15 protein-coding genes are annotated in these 16971 nt (G+C 70.9%); 10 read left to right on the top strand and 5 right to left on the bottom strand.

Features of this window, described 5'->3' with window-relative positions; all coding sequences use genetic code 11:
• Nucleotides 1-114: 114 nt before the first annotated feature.
• From I7X12_RS11675 to I7X12_RS11655, 5 genes are all read left to right on the top strand, one after another.
• Nucleotides 115-1500 carry an arylsulfotransferase (asst) gene (locus I7X12_RS11675; RefSeq protein ID WP_198060257.1) on the top strand — a complete coding sequence of 462 codons (1386 nt, stop codon included), beginning with the start codon at nucleotides 115-117 and terminating at the stop codon, nucleotides 1498-1500.
• Nucleotides 1497-3080, top strand: a complete 1584-nt coding sequence (locus I7X12_RS11670; protein ID WP_198060256.1) for a glycosyltransferase family 39 protein — start codon at nucleotides 1497-1499, stop codon at nucleotides 3078-3080. Before I7X12_RS11675 ends, I7X12_RS11670 begins: the two co-directional genes overlap by 4 nt.
• 94 nt (nucleotides 3081-3174) lie before the next feature.
• Complete coding sequence (locus I7X12_RS11665) at nucleotides 3175-4140, top strand: ABC transporter ATP-binding protein (protein ID WP_198060255.1); 966 nt, start codon at nucleotides 3175-3177, stop codon at nucleotides 4138-4140.
• Nucleotides 4137-5018: an ABC transporter permease subunit gene (locus I7X12_RS11660; protein WP_198060254.1), complete on the top strand. Its 882-nt coding sequence runs from the start codon at nucleotides 4137-4139 to the stop codon at nucleotides 5016-5018. Before I7X12_RS11665 ends, I7X12_RS11660 begins: the two co-directional genes overlap by 4 nt.
• Nucleotides 5015-5593, top strand: a complete 579-nt coding sequence (locus tag I7X12_RS11655) for a hypothetical protein (protein WP_198060253.1) — start codon at nucleotides 5015-5017, stop codon at nucleotides 5591-5593. The genes I7X12_RS11660 and I7X12_RS11655 overlap by 4 nt, the downstream gene beginning before the upstream one ends.
• Before the next feature lie 48 nt (nucleotides 5594-5641).
• Here I7X12_RS11655 and I7X12_RS11650 read toward each other — a convergent pair whose 3' ends face one another.
• The 4 genes from I7X12_RS11650 to I7X12_RS11635 all read right to left on the bottom strand — a co-directional run bounded on the left by I7X12_RS11650 (nucleotide 5642) and on the right by I7X12_RS11635 (nucleotide 8089).
• Nucleotides 5642-5947 carry a DUF7565 family protein gene (locus I7X12_RS11650; protein WP_198060252.1) on the bottom strand — a complete coding sequence of 102 codons (306 nt, stop codon included), beginning with the start codon at nucleotides 5945-5947 and terminating at the stop codon, nucleotides 5642-5644.
• 719 nt (nucleotides 5948-6666) lie between these two features.
• Complete coding sequence (locus I7X12_RS11645) at nucleotides 6667-7146, bottom strand: metal-dependent hydrolase (RefSeq protein ID WP_198060251.1); 480 nt, start codon at nucleotides 7144-7146, stop codon at nucleotides 6667-6669.
• A gap of 94 nt (nucleotides 7147-7240) precedes the next feature.
• Nucleotides 7241-7402 (bottom strand): hypothetical protein, encoded by a 162-nt coding sequence (locus I7X12_RS11640; RefSeq protein ID WP_198060250.1) that lies wholly within the window; start codon nucleotides 7400-7402, stop codon nucleotides 7241-7243.
• 165 nt (nucleotides 7403-7567) lie between these two features.
• Nucleotides 7568-8089 carry a CinA family protein gene (locus tag I7X12_RS11635; protein ID WP_198060249.1) on the bottom strand — a complete coding sequence of 174 codons (522 nt, stop codon included), beginning with the start codon at nucleotides 8087-8089 and terminating at the stop codon, nucleotides 7568-7570.
• A 173-nt stretch (nucleotides 8090-8262) separates the two neighbouring features.
• Here I7X12_RS11635 and I7X12_RS11630 point away from each other — a divergent pair, with 173 nt between their 5' ends.
• Complete coding sequence (locus I7X12_RS11630; protein ID WP_198060248.1) at nucleotides 8263-8757, top strand: AAA family ATPase; 495 nt, start codon at nucleotides 8263-8265, stop codon at nucleotides 8755-8757.
• A gap of 89 nt (nucleotides 8758-8846) precedes the next feature.
• Complete coding sequence (locus I7X12_RS11625) at nucleotides 8847-9968, top strand: pyridoxal phosphate-dependent aminotransferase (RefSeq protein WP_198060247.1); 1122 nt, start codon at nucleotides 8847-8849, stop codon at nucleotides 9966-9968.
• 207 nt (nucleotides 9969-10175) lie between these two features.
• Here the strand turns inward: I7X12_RS11625 and I7X12_RS11620 are convergent, their stop codons facing one another.
• Entirely contained in the window at nucleotides 10176-12380 is a 2205-nt protein-coding gene (locus I7X12_RS11620) for a PAS domain-containing sensor histidine kinase (protein WP_198060246.1), read from the bottom strand.
• Between the two features lie 242 nt (nucleotides 12381-12622).
• On the opposite strand from I7X12_RS11620, the gene I7X12_RS11615 reads away from it, so the two are divergent.
• From I7X12_RS11615 to I7X12_RS11610, 3 genes are all read left to right on the top strand, one after another.
• Nucleotides 12623-15232 carry an ATP-dependent DNA helicase gene (locus tag I7X12_RS11615; RefSeq protein WP_232342806.1) on the top strand — a complete coding sequence of 870 codons (2610 nt, stop codon included), beginning with the start codon at nucleotides 12623-12625 and terminating at the stop codon, nucleotides 15230-15232.
• Between the two features lie 289 nt (nucleotides 15233-15521).
• Nucleotides 15522-15677, top strand: coding sequence for a DUF7563 family protein (locus I7X12_RS20945; protein WP_425484368.1), 156 nt, complete (start codon nucleotides 15522-15524; stop codon nucleotides 15675-15677).
• Nucleotides 15678-15816: 139 nt separating this feature from the next.
• Complete coding sequence (locus I7X12_RS11610) at nucleotides 15817-16962, top strand: RNA ligase (RefSeq protein ID WP_198060245.1); 1146 nt, start codon at nucleotides 15817-15819, stop codon at nucleotides 16960-16962.
• The last annotated feature ends 9 nt before the right edge of the window (nucleotides 16963-16971 follow it).

The following is a 16971-nucleotide window of genomic DNA, read 5'->3' as shown; positions in this document are numbered from 1 at the left end:
CTTCGGCCTGCGAGCGACGAGTCCACCGGACTCCGCGACGGGCGGCGGGCGGCGGGGCACGACCACGGTATCGCCGGGGATCGCTCTTAGTGGGTCGCCCCCGTCACCCCGGGCATGCTCGACCGCCGGACTCTCCGAGTGTCGCTGGCGCTCGTCGTCGTCCTCGCGAGCGGGATCGTCGCGGTCGGGTACGTCGAGGCCGAGCGGTCGAGCGACCGCGTCGTCGGCGACCCCTCGGTCGAACAGGCGCTGCGCTCGGGTGACCTGTCGCCGGTCGTCGACCCGCGGGACGGCCGGACCGTGGTCGCGACCGACTCCAACGCCTTCGTCGCCGACGAGAACGACGGCCCGCGTGCGCAAGCCGAACTCGTGGCCTTCGCCGCCGACGGAGGGATCTACTACCACGAGAACGACCACACCCGCTACTGGGACGTCGACCCCGTCGCCGGGACGAACTCGACCGTCGAGTTCGTCTACGCCGACCATCTCACGCCCGAGGCCTGCGACGGATCGGTCTGCACGCGAAACGGCGTCGAACGCGTCAACCTCACCACCGGCGAGTCGACCGACGTGTTCAGCCGCGTCACGCCCGGCAAGCACTCGACCCGGTGGCACGACGTCGACCGGATCGACGACCACCGCCTGCTCGTCGCCGACATCGACCGCGACCGCGTCTTCGTCGTCAACACGACCACCGACCTGATCACCTGGGAGTGGGGCGCTCAGGCCGCCTTCGACGTCCACAGCGGCGGCCCCTTCCCCGCCGACTGGACCCACCTCAACGACGTGGAACACGTCGAGATCGAGGGCCGCGACGCCGCGATGGTCAGCCTCCGCAACCACGACCAGGTCGCCTTCGTGGACTTCGAGCGCGGACTGATGGAGAACTGGACGCTCGGCGAGGACGGCGACCACGACACCCTCTACGAGCAGCACAACCCCGACTACATCCCGCCCGAGCGGGGCGGACCGGCGCTGCTGGTCGCCGACTCCGAGAACGGTCGGGTCGTCGAGTACCAGCGCGAGGACGGGAGCTGGAACCGGTCGTGGACCTGGAGCGACGCCCGTCTGGGCTGGCCGCGAGATGCCGACCGCCTGCCCAACGGCCACACGCTCGTCACCGATTCGAACGGCGACCGCGTGCTGGAGGTCGACCGCACGGGCGAAGTGGTGTGGAGCGCCACCATCGGGTTCCCCTACGAGGCCGAGCGGCTGGGGACCGGCGAGGAGAGCGCGGGCGGGGAGAGCGCGGCCGCGCTCGACCTGCCGGACCGCGAGCCGACCGCGGCGGACCGCTCGGTCTCGGGCAGCGTGCTGGCGTCGCTGCCGCCGTCGATCGCCAACGGCATCGCCTACGCCTTCCCGCGCTGGGTCGGCCCGCTCGAAGGGGTCGCCGTCGTCGCGCTCCTCGTCGCCGTTCCGCTCTGGATTCGGCTGGAGTACCGCTGGTCGAACGTGTCCGTCGGAGTTCGGAACCCGCTCCGAGTCGAGCGAGAATGACGGCGACCGACGCCGTCGGCCGCGACCGCTCGCTCGCACTGGCCGCCCGACTGCGACGCGCAGCGCCGCTCGACGGGCGCGACGCGGGCTGGCTCGGCCTGGCGCTCGTCCCGGGGGTCGTCGCCGTCGGCGTCTACCTGGCGACGAACCCCTACCCCGCCTACGGCGGCGGGCTGTACGCGCAGATCGCCGCCGCGATCGCCGCCAACGGCTACGCGCCGCCCGCGACGGTCGACGGCTACGCCGTCACCGTCCCCTTCGCGTACCCGCCGCTGCAGTTCTACGTCTTCGCCGCACTCCTCGATCTGGGGTTCGACCCCGTGGCCGTCACCCGATTTCTGCCCTCCGTCGCCGTCGTCGCTGGCCTGCTCCCGGCGTACCTGCTCGGCCGCGACTACACCGGGTCGCGCCCGGCCGGGACCGCGACGGCCGCGATGGTCGCGCTGAACCCGCAGGTCGTCGAGTGGCACGTCTCCGCCGGCGGCGTCGTCCGCGGGTTCGCCTTCCTGTACGCCCTGACCGCGATATACGCCGGCTATCACGTCTTCAGCGGCGGCGGTCGGCGAGCAGTGGTGGGGGGTGCGGTCGCGGTCGCGCTGACCGGCCTCACTCACCCGACCTACGCGCTGTTCGTCGTCGCGAGCTACCTCGTCCTCTGGGGCGGCCTCGACCGCTCGGTCGGAGGACTCGCGCGCGGGCTGGCCGTCGGCAGCGGCGCGCTCGCGCTGGCGAGCCCCTGGCTCGGCTGGGTGGTCGCGACCCACGGCCCCGGCGTGTTCACCGCAGCCGCCGGGACTCACGGCGGCCTCGGCGGCGGGCTCGACGCCCTGCTCGCCGGTCCCTCGTGGGTCAGACTTCTCCCGCTGTCGGTCGCCGCCGCGACGCTGGCGCTCCGGCGGGACGCGACGGTGGCGGCCTGGGTCGTCGTGGCGACGCTGCTGTTCTTCCAGGTCCGGTTCGCCTACGCCGTCGCCGCGCTGGCCGCGGCGGTCGTCGGTCTCGGCGTCGCCGCCCGCCTCGCTCGACGGGAGGGCAGCGCGCTCGCGTCGCCCGAGCGCCGCGCCGCCGCCGCCGCGGCGCTCGTCCTCCTGGCGACCGTCGCCGGCGGGACGGCGCTGGCCGCGGAGACCACGTCGACGACCGACCCGACGACCCCCTCGTTCCTCGACGACGAGTCTGTCGCGACCGCCGAGTGGGCGGCCGCCGAGACCGCCGCCGACGCACGGTTCCTCGTCCTCGGCGACGCCGCCGAGTGGTTCCCCGCGCTGTCGGGGCGGTCGATCGCCGTCGGCCCGTGGGGCGTCGAGTGGGCGAGTTCGACCGCCTACGACCGCCACCTCGCCGCGTTCCGGGCCGCCTCGATCTGCAGGACCGCCGACTGCGTCGCGTCGGCGGTCGCGACCGTCGACGCCGACCCCGACTACGTCGTCGTCCCGAAGGGCCGCTACACCGTCCGCGGGACGACGTTCGTCGACTTCGGCACCCTCGACCGCTCGTTCGCGGCCGCCGACGGCTGGGCGCGCGTCCACGAGAACGACGGCGTCACCGTCTTTCGGGCGAGCGGTGTCGCCGACGAGTGAGAGTATCGCCGCGGACGAGAGCGGTCCCGTCGTCGTTCGCCCAACGAAAAGACACTTACATCGGCCCCGTGTTCTCGCCGGACGAGTACGACACATGCCCTCCATCCAGACGAACGGACTGACCAAGACCTTCGGCGAGGACGTCGTCGCCGTCGACTCCCTCGACCTCACCATCGAGGAGGGGGAGATATTCGGCTTCCTCGGGCCCAACGGCGCGGGGAAGTCGACGACGATCAACATGCTGCTCGACTTCATCCGTCCGACCGACGGGTCGGCCGAGGTGTTCGGCATGGACGCCCAAGAGGAGTGTGCGGCCATCCGCGAGCGCATCGGCGTCCTCCCCGAGGGGTACGGCTTCGACGACTACCTCACCGGCCGCGAGTACATGGAGTGGGCCGTCGAGACCAAAGACGCCGACGACGACCCCGAGCACCTGCTCGACCTCGTGGGCATCCGCGAGGACGCGGGCCGCGTCGCCTCGGGCTACTCCAAGGGGATGCAACAGCGGCTCGCCTTCGGCATGGCGCTGGCCGACGACCCCGACCTGCTCGTCCTCGACGAACCTTCGACGGGGCTGGACCCCAACGGCATCCAGCACATGCGGTCGGTCATCCGCGACCGCGCCAGTGAGGGGACGACCGTCTTCTTCTCCAGCCACATCCTCTCGGAGGTCGAGGCGGTGTGTGACCGCGTCGGCGTGATGAACGAGGGCGAACTCGTCGCCGTCGACACCATCGAGGGGCTGCGCGAGAGCGCGACCGGGGAGGCGACCATCGAACTGGAGTGCGCCCAGCCGCCGCGAGCCGACGGCGTCGCCGACATCCCCGGCGTCTCCACCGTCGACGTGGCCGACCGGACGCTGACCGCCCAGTGTTCCGACCCCAGCGCCAAGGTCGACGTGGTCAAGCGAGTCGACAGCGAGGCCGAGGTCGTCGACATCCTCGCGGACAACACCTCACTGGAGGAGCTGTTCAACCAGTTCACCGGCGGCGGCCGCGACGGCGACGGGACCGTCGGCGAGGGGATCGACCTCGAGGAGTCTCAGGAGGTCTCGGCATGAGCACGGTCACCGTCGCGAAGAAGGACTTCAAGGCCGCCCGGCGCTCGAAGATGCTGTGGGCCGCGGCGATCGTCCTCGGGCTGATCGCGGCGTTCGTCGGCTACGTCTCGGGCGGAGCGTCCGGAGCGGACGTCGAGCAGGTGCGCGCGCTCTTCCGCGTGTTGACGCTGCTGCTCGCCGTCCTCCTCCCCATCGTCGCGCTGGTGGCGAGCTACCTCGCCATCGCGGGCGAACGGGAAGGCGGCGGCATCAAGTTCCTGCTCTCACTGCCGAACACCCGCCGGAGCGTCTTCGTCGGGAAGCTGCTGAGCCGCAACGGTATCGTCGCCGGCGGCGTCGCGTTCATGTACGTCGCCGCGATCAGCACGGCGCTGACCCGCCACGGGGCGTTCCCCGCGGGGATGATCTTCGGCACGTTGCTGATCACGCTCGTCTACGGGTCGACGTTCGTCAGCATCGCGCTGGCGATGTCCTCGGCCGCCGCCTCGCGCAGCCGCGCCATCGCGGGCGCTTTCGGGACGTACTTCGTGCTCGTCATCCTCTACGTCTTCCCGGCCGTCTCGTTCGGCAATATCGCCCGCTGGGTTCACACGACCCTGCTCGGCGCCAGTCCGAACCCCGACCTGTACAACGCCGTCCAGTACACCAGCCCGTACCTGGCCTACCGCAAGGCCGTCAACCTCGCGCTGCCGGCCGAGATGCGCCATATCGTCTTCTACTCGAGCCTGCCCGACGACATCAGCTACGGCTCGCCGGAAGCCAACGAGGTGTTGCCGGTCTACCTCCAGGACGGGTTCTCGCTCGTCGTCCTGGCGTTCTGGCTGGTCGTCCCGCTACTGATCGGCTACGCGCTGTTCGAGAGGGCTGATCTGGAATGAACCGACGCAGCCAACTCGGCACCGGCCTGGCGGTCCTGGCGGTCGTCCTGTTCGCCGTCCCCGCCTTCTTCCCGGTCCAGCCGATGCTGACCCACGACACCGGCGACACCGCGCCGGCCCCGCCCGAAGAGTTGCGACAGCAGGGCTACGAGATCGTCACCTACGAGAACCTCTCCGAGCGCGGCCAGGAGCTGTACGTGACCACTCTGGAGAACGACGGCGAGTACCGCGTCGCCGTCGGCGAGGGCGCCGACGACTTCGGCTACCCGACCGACGGGGAGGTCCGCGCGATGTACGACAACGGGACCGAACCCGGCGTCGTCATCGAACGCCCGGAGGACGCGGAGTCGCTGCCCCCCTCGGACGAGCGGTTCTACGGCTACCCGAGCGAGGACGAGGACGTGAACGAGTCCCAGCTCGAACAGCGCAGACAGCAGATCGAGCGCTACGACGCGATGAGTACCCGGACCGCCGAGCCGCCGCTGGGCGCGACCCCGCAGCTCATCCGCCTCGTCTCGGTCCTGCTGGCAGTGCTGTCGCTCGGCGTCGGCGGCTACCTGCTCTCCTCGAAGTAGCGGGCGCTCGCGATTCGATTTTTCCGGCGAGAATCGGTGTGACAGACGCTACAGCGAGCCGCTGCCGCCTTCGAGCCGGTCGATTACCTCGCGGATGTCCGCTTCCTCTTCGATGTTCTCCTTGGTGTTCTCGCGACGGCGGACCTCCTTGGCGGTGGCGTCGTAGGCGCGGACGTACTCCGCGCGGCTGTGCTCGTCGAAGGCGTGGCGGATCGCGAAGTAGCCGTCGGGGAGGACGGTCCCACAGACCTTGCACTCGATGCGTTCGTGTGCCGTCGACTGGTGGACGATCAGGTCCTCGACCCGCTCGAACTGCTCGTCGTCGCCGTCGATCGCACACTCCCAGGAGGCCATGGTACTCGGGTGATGCCTCCCGCTCAGTAAAAGCGTTCCCCTCGGCGTGGCCTCTCGGACGAATCCGGTCGCCGTCGCGATCGCAACCGGCGGCCCGCATCGTGTGCCCTCGACCCTCTCGCTACGAACCGCTGCGACTACCACGACCAGCAACCGACGAAAGCCCTCGACCCCCTCGCTACGAACCGCTGCGACTACCACGACCAGCAACCGACGAAAGCCCTCGACCCTCTCGCTACGAACCGCTGCGACTACCACGACCAGCAACCGACGAAAGCCCTCGACCCCCTCGCTACGAACCGCTGCGACTACCACGACCAGCAACCGACGAAAGCCCTCGACCCCCTCGCGGTCGCTGACCGGGATATCCGCGCTCGGTCAACCGCACTGCGCCGCACTCGCGCGGATAGTGCCCGCTCAGACGACTGAACTGAACGCGAGCGCGTCTCGCCCTTTCAGTCCACCAGGGACTGCGACAGCAAACCGCCCCGCACGGTACCGTAAACGGCCACGATCCTCCCCAGCCGATTCGCTCGCTCCGCTCGCTCATCCCTCGCGCGGCTTCGTCGCGCGCACGAGAGCGCGCGACAGCACGCGCCGACCGCACCACTACCACACCACTACCGCACCACTACCGCATCACACACCGCAGACGACGCACCGCCACCACACCCTACTCGTCCGTATCGAACACGGTCGGCCGACGGGTCGAAACCGGATCAGAACGGGAGTGCGACGCCCTCGGGGAGGTAGGCGGGGAGGACGTGGACGAGGCCGGCGGCGACGACGAGTTCGAAGGCGGTGATGACCAGCATCATCGCGTCGCTGTAGTCGCTGCTGACGGGGACGCCGATGGGGGCACCGAACTCCTCGTCCCACAGCGGGTAGAAGAGGGCGAGCCCGCGGGTCGTCCCGAGCGCGTCGAGGACGTAGTGGGTGAGCACGCCAAGCCAGACCCAGTGGAGGTTCCCGAAGTAGATCGGGTACGCGGCGACGATCGCCAGGACGGGGAGGTTGTGCAGCGTCTTGCGGTGCTTTCCGAAGTGGGTGTCCACGTCGGGGAACAGGGCACCGAGCACGAGCGGGACGAACACCGCGGCGATGGTCCGGAACGTCTCGACGTTGCCCGCGGGTTCGAGGATGAACCCGAGCCCGACGGCGAGAAAGACCGCGTTCAACACGTGTCCGCGCTTGTCCATGGGGCGATTCGATGGACCCGCGGGGGACAAGTGTTGCCCTTCGGTGCCGGAAGGGACGGGCGGCGGCGTCCCCCGTCGCGGAGACGACCGCCGCTCAGACGGGAACGCCTCCCGGTATCGCGGCGAACCCCTGGGTGGTCAGCGCCAGGAGCGCGCCCGTCGACACGCACTCGCCGACGAGTCGGAGCGTCGACCCGTCGTGTTCGAGACGCCGGCCGAGCGGTCGGAGCGGGAGTCGCACCGTCGGTTCGGTCATACGGTTCCCACGTGGTCCTCCGGAACGGTAACCGTAGGGCCCCACTGACGAGGAATGTTCAAGTAAGTGAGTGGCCCCGGAGGCTCACGGCCGAGGTCGGCCGTCCGGTGAGACGCCGCACCGCTGTGTCGCCACGCCACCGCCGAGGCCGCGACGAGAGTCGGGTCAGTCGGCCCGGCCGCGAACGGCGGTCTCCAGGTCCCGCAGCGCCCGGCGGGCCAGTCGCTCGCGGACGGCCGTCCGGTCGCCGTCGAACTCGTAGCGCGAGACGCTGGCGGTCGAGTCGCCCGACTCCCAGAGCGCGGCGTAGGCGATACCGACGAAGCCGGTGCCGACCGGCTTGTCCTCGGTGCCGCCGCCGGGGCCGGCGACGCCGGCGGTGGCGAGACCCCAGGTCGCGTCGGCGGTGTCGCGGGCCGCCCGGGCGAGGGCGCGGGTGGTGGGTTCGCTGACGGCGCCGTGTTCGTCGAGCGTCTCGCGGGGGACCGCGAGCGTCGTCCGGAGCGCGTCGTAGTCGTAGGGGACGACGACGCGGTCGAGGTAGTCGCTCGCGCCGGGGACGCTCGTCAGCAGCGCCCCGACGAGCCCCCCGGTAGCCGTCTCGGCGACGGCCAGCGTCTCGGCGCGTTCGGCCAACAGGTCGCCGACCCGCTGCTCGACCGGCGGGTCCTCGGCGAAGTCACGCATATCGGCACGACGGGCGGCCCCCGGAAAAGCGCAGGGGACGGGGCGATTCACGGGACGGTCGTCGGGGCGAAGCGAGGGGGAGCGGGCCGGGGCCCGTGGCGAGGGGACGGCAGAGCGCGGGGCGGCGACGTGACACCCACGTTCTTGAGGCGGGGAGTCCCAGTCCGACGTAGATGCCACCGCGACTCGTCGTGCAATGCGGGCTCCCGGGTGTCGGGAAGTCGACCGTGGCGAGGGCGATCGCCGACCGTCTCGACGGCGAGCGGATCCGCAGCGACGCCGTCCGCCGCGAGGTGGTCGACGACCCGACATACAGCCGCGCCGAGAAGGAGCGCGTCTACGGCGCGCTGCTGGAGCGGGCGCGCGAGGCGCTCGCCGACGGCCGTCCCGTCGTCCTCGACGCCACGTTCGAGCGCCGCGCTCGCCGCGACGACGCGGCGGCCCTGGCCGAGGCGGTCGGCGCCGACCTGACGCTCGTCCGCGTGGTCTGCGACGACGAGGTCGCCCGTCGGCGGATCCGCGACCGAGAGGACGACCCGAGCGAGGCGGACGTGTCCGTCTACGAGAACGCGCTCGACCGCTTCGAGCCGCCCGAACGCGACCACGTGACCGTCGACAACTCCGGCGACCTGGCGACGACGCGCCGGCAGGTCGACGTGCTGTTCTGACCGGGCGTCGGCCGGTCCGTGCGGTCGACCCCGTCTGCACAGCCGAGCGCCAGGGTTTACGTCGGGGGCGGCCAACGAGCGGGTATCCGATGGACTACGAGACGCCCCAGTTCTTCCGGGTGATGCAGTACGCGGCCGACGCCGACCGCGACGTGGTGGACATGGTGAGCGGCAACCCCGACTGGGCACCCCCCGAACCGCTCCGCGAGGGACTGCGCGACTACGCGGACGGCGACGTGAGCGAGTTCCAGTACCCCCCGAGCGTCGGGCTCACCGAACTCCGCACCGAGATCGCCGACCGGCGCGGCGTCGACCGCTCCCGGGTGATCGTCACCAACGGCGCTGGCGAGGCCAACCACCTCGCGACGACGGGCGCGCTGGAGCGGGCGGGGACCGGGTCGGAAGTTATCATGACCGACCCCGTCTACCCCTACTACGCCGGGCGAGCGAACCTGCTCGACGCCGACGCGACGTACGTCCCCGTCGACGAAACGGGCCAGCTCGACCCCGCCGACGTGCGGGCGGCCGCGAGCGACGGGACGGCCGCGATCGTCGTCAACTCACCCAACAACCCCACGGGGGCGGTGTATCCGCCGGAGACGGTCGAGGCGCTCGCGGGGATCGCAGCGGAACGCGACGCCGTCCTCGTCGCCGACGAAGTGTACGACCACTACGACTTCACCGGGTCCTTCGAGAGCGCGCTGTCGGCCGACTCCGACCACGTCGTCGCCACCAACTCCTTCTCGAAGACGCTGGCGATCACTGGCCTGCGGGTCGGTTACGCCGTCTTCCCGCCGGAAGACGGACCGCTAGGCGAGCTGGTCGAGCGCGCCCGCACCAGACACATGATCCAGAACGTGACCGGGAGCCGGCCGGCCCAGGCGGCGGTGCTGCGGGCGCTGCGGGAGACGCCGCCGGAGTACTACGAGCGCAACCGCGAGCGCCTGGGCGAGCGTATCGACCGGTTCACCGACGCACTGGACGCGTCCGGTGCCGAGTACACGACGCCTGGCGGCTCGTTCTACGTGATGGCCCGCTTCGACGGCTTCCCGGGGACGATGGACAACGTCGAACGGCTGATCGACGAGGCGGGCGTCGCGGGGATGCCCGGGGAGGCGTTCGGCGAGTCACGCGCCGACTGGCTCCGGTTCGCGCTGGTCTCCCCGCGGGTCGAGGAGGCCGCCGAGCGGCTGGCCGATTACCTCGGTTGATCACTCGATAGACACGGGCTCGCCCGAGCGTCGAGGAACTCGCGGCCGTCGTCGAGCCGGCCGTACGCTCGCATGTGGGCCCCGACGGCGTTGCCGACGGCGACGACGGCGATCCGGTGGGTAGGCACGGACCCGTCGACGACGAACGATCGGAGAAAGCCGCAGGTCGGCAGCGCCCCCAGACGGACCGTGTCCGACGGGCGCGAGTCAGTTCTCCTCGTCTGGGTCGCCGGCGTCGAGACAGACGGTGACGGTCGTTCCGTCGTCCCCGGTGTCGAACTCGAGGTCGCCGCCCGAGCGCTCGACGACCCACGAGACGAGCCAGAGACCGACGCCGGTGCCGTGCTTGAGCGGCGTCTCCTCGCGGTCGGCGAGCACGTCGAGTTCCGACTGTGAGATGCCGGGACCGTCGTCGGTGATCCGGAGTTCGACGGTCCCGTCGCCGCCGTCGACCGCGGTGATCGTCACGGCGGGGGTCGCCTCGTCGTGCGCAACGGCGTTCTCGACGAGGTTCTCGACGGCGTAGGGGAGCGCGCGGTGGGCGCGGACCGGAACCTGCTCGGTGATCCGCACGTCGTACTCGGCGTCCCCGCGGACGGCCGCGACGTTGGCGACGCTCCGGTTGACCACGGACCTGAGATCGAGCGCGACGCGTCCCTCGTCGCTGTCGATGACCCGCTCGATGGCACGGGCCTTCTCGGTGGTCTCGACGAGCTGCTCGCTGCGGTCGACGATCGTCTCGGCCATCCGCCGTTGCTCGCCGTCCGTGCGCTCGGCCAGCACCTCCGCCTGGCCGCGAACGACGGTCAACCCCGTTCGCACGTCGTGTCTGAGCACGCGCGTCAGCACCTGTTTGAGCAGGTCCAGTTCGCTCTCGCGGCGCTCGCGAGCGGTCACCTCGTGGAGGATCCCGACCGAGCCGTCCGCGTCGTCGGCCGGGCCCAGACCCGCGACGGTGGCCTCGAACTGCCGGACCTCGCCCGTCGGGGTCGGGAGGTCGAACCCGCGAGTGACGCTCTCGTCGGCCGCGCTCACCCGATCGAGCGCTTCGGTGATGCGCTCGGCGGCCGCCTCGGGGAGCAGTTCGGACAGGGGGGTTCCGACCAGCGACTCGCGGTCCCCGTCGAACAGCTCGACCAGCGCGTCGTTGCAGATCTCGACGCGACCGTCGTCGTCGAGGACGTACATCGGGTCGCCGGCGCTCTCGACGAGCCGGCGGTACCGTTCGAGGGTGCGCTCGCGGTCGCGGCGCTCGGTCACGTCGCGGGCGACGTTGACCAGTCCCTCGTAGCCGTCCTCGCCGTCGCGGACCGAGAAGTGAACCGCCAGCGTCCGCTCCTCGCCGTCGGCCGTCTCGAAGGTCATGTCGATGACGGCGCTGTCGCGGTCGGACGTCCGTAGCTGCTGGAGCGTCCGCTGGCCCGACTGGAGCTGTCCCTCGGCCATGTAGGCCGCGGTGTGCTCGCCGACCATGTCGTCGTAGCCCAACAGGCCGGCGAACGACTCGTTGTGGTACTCGACGCGACCGTTGGCGTCGACGACACTGATCCCGTCCTGGACGTGGCGGTCCAACAGGTCGAGCAGCTCCAGCCTGGCGCTCGACCGGGCCGACCAGGTCACGTCCTCGACGACGACCAGCCGGAGCGGGCCGACCGTGTCGGGAAACTCGTGTTCGGTGTAGCGAAACCGGGCCCGACCGTCCTCGGTCGGCACGGAGAACTCCGTCGGCTCGGCGGGCACGTCCGGGCCGCGGATCGTCCGGATCGCGTCGGGGTCCTGAGAGAGCGCGGCGGTGAGCTGTCGATAGAAGTTCGGCGTCTCCGGGACCGCCGTGGTGACGCCGCGACGGTCGAAGTACTCGTCGAGGGGCGTCGACTCCCAGATGGCGGTGCCGTCCTCGTAGACGAGGGAGGAACACGACGACTGGGTGTCCGGGTCCACCCGGTCGAACGCCCGGGCGAACCGCGAGGCGGCGTCGGGCGTGCGGGCCGCCCGCAACAGTTTCTCGACGACGAAGTCCAGCCCTTCCTCGGCCGTCCACTTCTCGACGAGCGTGTCGACCGCGTCGAACACCGCCGGGTCCACGTCGCCGGGGTCGACCCGCGTGTAGAGGGCGACCGCCGCACCGGCCGCAGTAGCGTCCTCGACCAGCGCCGCCACGTCCGTCGGCGCGTCCGGCTCGACCACGAACACGGTCACGTCGCCGGCGTCGAACCGCGCGCGAGCCCGGTCGGCGTCGCTCGTCCCTTCGTAGTCGATCCCCTCGAGATCGGCGGTCTCCGCCGTCAGCCGCGAGGTCACCGTCTCGTCGGGGTCGAGATGCAGGATTCGAACGACGCTGGCGTCTGTGTCGTCGGAGTCGGTCGGATCGTCGTCCGCTATCGGGTCGTCGTCGCCGTCGGAACCCGTCATCTCTTCGCCCCCTTCGAACCGCCTCGCCGAGATCCCCTGCCAACCCGTGTCATCGACCGTAGTGCCGGAATTCCAGTCTCCACCAACTTAAGTCTCCCGTGGATCGGGACGAGTGGGCACCCGAAATCGGGGGAGAGCGCCGCGACGAGCGAGTCGGTCGCCCACCGTCGGGCGCAACCGCCGGCGGTCGACCCACCGCGGCATCCGTGCGTTCATACGCGAGGACGACACAGGAACGCACGATGGCCGACGACCGGGCCGCGAGCGAGGACGAGACGACCGAGGTCGGAACGAGGAGCGCCGACGCCGCCGGCGAGTCAGCCGAGAGCGACGGCCGGTCGGGGGACGGCGACGACGGGGGTCCCGAGGGGTGGTCGAGTGGCGACCCCGCCGAGGCCTGGCGCGACGTGTTCGGGTTCGCGGATCCCTACGAGAGCCAGACCGACGCGATCGAGACGGCGATCGAAGTGGGACAACGCGGCGGCTACTTCGCCATGGAGGGACCCTGCGGGACCGGCAAGACGATGGCCGCGCTCACCGCGGGCGCGACGCTCGTCCGGACGACCCGCAAGTACGACCGCGTGGTGGTCGTCACGCCGGTCAAACAGCAACGCAACCAGTTCGTCGAGGACCTGCGGGCGATGAACGCCCGGCTGGCGAGCGAGCCCGACAGTCCGGAGCCGCTCGACGGCGTCGCACTCGTCGGCAAGCGCGACCTCTGTCCCTACGGCCGGGAAGGCGCGTTCCCCGACGACGCCTCGACCCACGACCGCTGTGAGGACCTCCGGGAGACCACCGCGGACCTCGTCGAGGGCGACCGCCGGTCCGGCGACGAACCGGTCGCCGACGCCGCGCTCGCGGCCGATCCCGATGACGTCTGGTGGGACCCGAGCCTGGCGAGCGACCTCGTCCGGGAGGCCCGCATGGACGCCGACACCTACCGCACCTTCGACAGCGCGCTCGAAACGGGGGGCGCCGAGTCGCCCTACCCGCGCAGCCAGCCCAGCGCGCCCGAGTCGATGACCGCCGGCGACGACGAGCCGCTGTATTGCCCCTTCGAGGCCGACTGGTTCGCCCGTAACAAGGGCTCGCCCGTCGACTTCTCCGTCGGGGAGTCGCGAGTGGTGACGGCCGACGACTACCTGCCCGAAAGCGTCGAGCGGGGAACCTGTCCCCACCGGGCGATGGGCGTCATGCTCGAACACGCCGACGTGATAATCGGCAACTACAACCACGTCTTCGACCCGGGGTCGCGCCCGCTCGTCGCGGCCGCGCTCGACTCCTCGACGTTCCTCGTCGTCGACGAGGCCCACCGCCTCGAAGAGCGCGTCCGTGACCTGCTCTCGGATCGGGTGGGCCGGTCGACGATCAAGCGCGCCCGAAACGACTGCAACCACCTCCTCTCGCGGGCACGGGAGAGCGAGGACCGCAAACAGCAGGTCCGCGACCGCCTCGCGAGCCACGACGTGCCCCTCTCGGCGCTCGACCAGGCGCGGGAGTTCTACGACGACCTCCTGGGGTGGCTCGACGAGCGCGTCGAGCGCTACCTCGACGAGGAGTTCGAGCGCGACTGGCGCGTCGGTGACCCCGCCGAGAGCGTCCCCGAGCGCGACGTGGAAGTCCCGCTGCGGGACCCCGACGAACCGGAACCCGACGAACTCACCCGCTGGGCCGAGCGCCAGGGCTACGACGGGGAACTCTGGCGGACGCTCTCGGTCGTCGGCGCCGCCGTCGAGGACGCCATCGACGGCCTCGGCCTGACCCGCCAGCCCGTTTGCGCCGCCGTCGGCGCCGTGATGGGCCACTGGTGGGAGCGCGGCCACGACCGGTATCTCCGGGAGATCGAACTGGAGTACGCGCCGAAGACCGGGCAGGCCGCCGACGCCGTCGACACCGAGTACCTCCGGGTGTACACGCCCGGGCTCGTCCTGTTCGACTGTATGCCCGCCGAGTCGCTGCAGGAAATCTTCGACTCGCTGGGCGGCGGCGTCCTCATGAGCGCCACCCTCTCGCCGCTTTCCGTGTTCACCGAGGTGTCGGGCCTGGAATCCCTGCGCGAGGGCGATCCCGAACCAGGACCCGAACCCGACGAGGGCGACCACGGTCGGCCCGTCCGGGCGACGAGCTACCCGCTGCGGTTCCCCGAAGACAACCGCGCGAGCTGGACGGTCGACGCCGAGCCGTTCACCGCGCGCAACCGCGGTGACCCCGCGGAGATGGACCCGCTGGGCGACGGCTGGAACCGCACGCGCGACGAGTACGCCCACGTCCTCCGTTCGGTCGCGCGCTCGCCGGGGAACGTCCTCGTCGCGATGCCCAACTACCGCGAGGCCGAGTGGGCCGGCGCCTACCTATCGGGCGCCGTCGACAAACCCGTCCTCGTCGACGAGAGCTCCAGCAACGAGGCGACGGAGGAGCTGAAAGCCGACTTCTTCCGCGGCGGTGGGAAAGTACTCGTCACCAGCACCCGGGGGACGCTGACGGAGGGCGTCGACTACGACGGCGAGAAGCTGGCCGCCGCGCTGGTGATCGGCGTCCCGCTCGTCAACGTCGGGTCACCGCGCGTCCAGGCGGTCCGGCGGGCCTACGCCGAGGCGTTCGGCGAGGACGACGCCTTCGCCTACGCGCTGACCGTTCCGGCGGTCCGCCGGGCGCGCCAGGCCATCGGCCGCGTCGTTCGCGGTACCGACGAGGTCGGCGTCCGCGTGTTCGCCGACCGCCGCTACACGGCCGGGGCCCCCCGGTCGGTCCACGAGTACCTCTCGCCCGCCGAGCGCGAGGAGTTCGTCCGCATGACCGCCGAGTTCCTCGACGGCCAGCTCGACCGGTTCTGGACCGACCGGTCGCAGTGACCCGGAAGCGCCCTCGGTTCGGGAGGCGGGGATCGGAGATGCAACTCGTCACGACCGCTGGGTCGCGTTCGTCTCGGTTCGGTCCCCGACGCCGGACGACCTCTCGTAGTCCGCTCGGCCCTATCGGCACGCACTCGTGTGATCGGACAGTTGTGTCAACCCCGGGATCGGTAGTGCGGTAGTACCGGGCGGAATCGGGCTCCTGCCGGGGCGAAAGGGGAAGTTAATCGGTCTATACCGCCGTCGACGGCCGGAAAGCATATGACGGAGGATTACAGTTACTCAAGGGATGCCAGAGTGTCAGAACTGTGGGTCGTTCGTGACAGAGGCGTACGTACGCGTATTCACGCCCGACGGTCACACCGGCCCCCGCGTCTGTCCGTTCTGCGAAGACAAACTCCGTGACGGCGCCGAGGTGCGCGAGGCTCGGTCGTCGCGGTCATAGGCATCTCGCCTGTCCATCGCTCGTGCCGGCCGTCCGGGGGGACGGTCGATCACTACTGTTTCCATGGGTGTGAACCGCCTCCGACAGCCGTTGCACTCGTCGGCGCGGAGTTGAAGCGCCCGGCACTCGAACGGTCGGTATGTGCCGAGACTGGGGCGCGGTCTTCGGCGTCGCGGACGCCGCGGACCTCTTCGAGCACTTCGAGCGCGGGACCTATCGCGGCCGCGAGTACCGCTACCTCCCCGACGCGCGCCACGGCGTCGAACGCGGGACGGCCATCCTCGGAAGCGCCGTCGTCCGCGGGTTCCCCTCGATCCCGCGCGTCCTCGTCCTCGACCCCGGAATCGTCGAATTCTTCGACGGCCCCGTCACCGTCGAGGAGAAGCTGAACGGCTACAACGTCCGCGTCGCGGACGTGCGCCCCGACGAGTGGGACGATACTGACCGCGACGACCCCGTTGGCCCACTGGCGTTCACTCGCAGCGGTCGCGTCTGCCGCTACACCACCGAGATCGTCCGCGAGCAGTGCGACCTGGGCGCCTTCTTCGCCGACCACCCGGACCTGATGGTCTGTGGGGAACTCGTCGGCCCGGAGAATCCCTACACCGCTCACGACTACGACGACGTGGATTCGGTGGCCTTCCGCGTCTTCGACCTCCGGGAGCGCGCGACCGGCGACCCGCTGCCCGTCGACGAGCGCCGGGCTCTGTGCGAGACGTACGGCTTCGAGCAGGTCCGCTCGTTCGGCACCGACGACCCCAGGGCGGCGGTCGACGCGGTGGCGGACGCTATCGACGAACTCGACTGGCGCGGCCGCGAGGGGGTCGTCCTCGCCTCGGCGGACGGCGAGCGTCGGCTGAAGTACACTACCTCCGCCGTCCATCGGTCGGACCTGGCGCACGCCTTCGCGCTCCCGTTCGACTACGGCCGGGAGTTCCTGTTCTCGCGGGTGATCCGGGAAGTGTTCCAGGCGGTCGAGCGCGACGAGGCGCCCGCGGAGACCCGCGAGCGCGCCAGGCGGCTCGGCGAGTCGATCCTCCTGCCGGCGGTCGAGACCGTGCGAGCGGTCGACCGCGGCGAGGTCGTCGGCGAAGAGCACACCGTCCGCGGCGACCCCGCCGTGCTCGACGCGTTGCTCGCGCAGTTCCGCGACCAGGGGCTCGACGTACACGTCCGCGCGGACCGCCGCGAGGGCGACGAGCGCGCCGTCGAGTTCGTCAAGCGCGCCAGCGCGACGCGGGACAAGACCGCCCACTACCTGGAAGGCGGCACCGTCGACGAGTGAAGCGAGGAA

It is taken from the genome of Halosimplex litoreum (assembly GCF_016065055.1).
In the GTDB taxonomy this organism is placed as follows: domain Archaea; phylum Halobacteriota; class Halobacteria; order Halobacteriales; family Haloarculaceae; genus Halosimplex; species Halosimplex litoreum.
The sequence above is the reverse complement of the archived record's forward strand: the minus strand, read 5'-3'. Positions and strand labels throughout refer to the sequence as shown.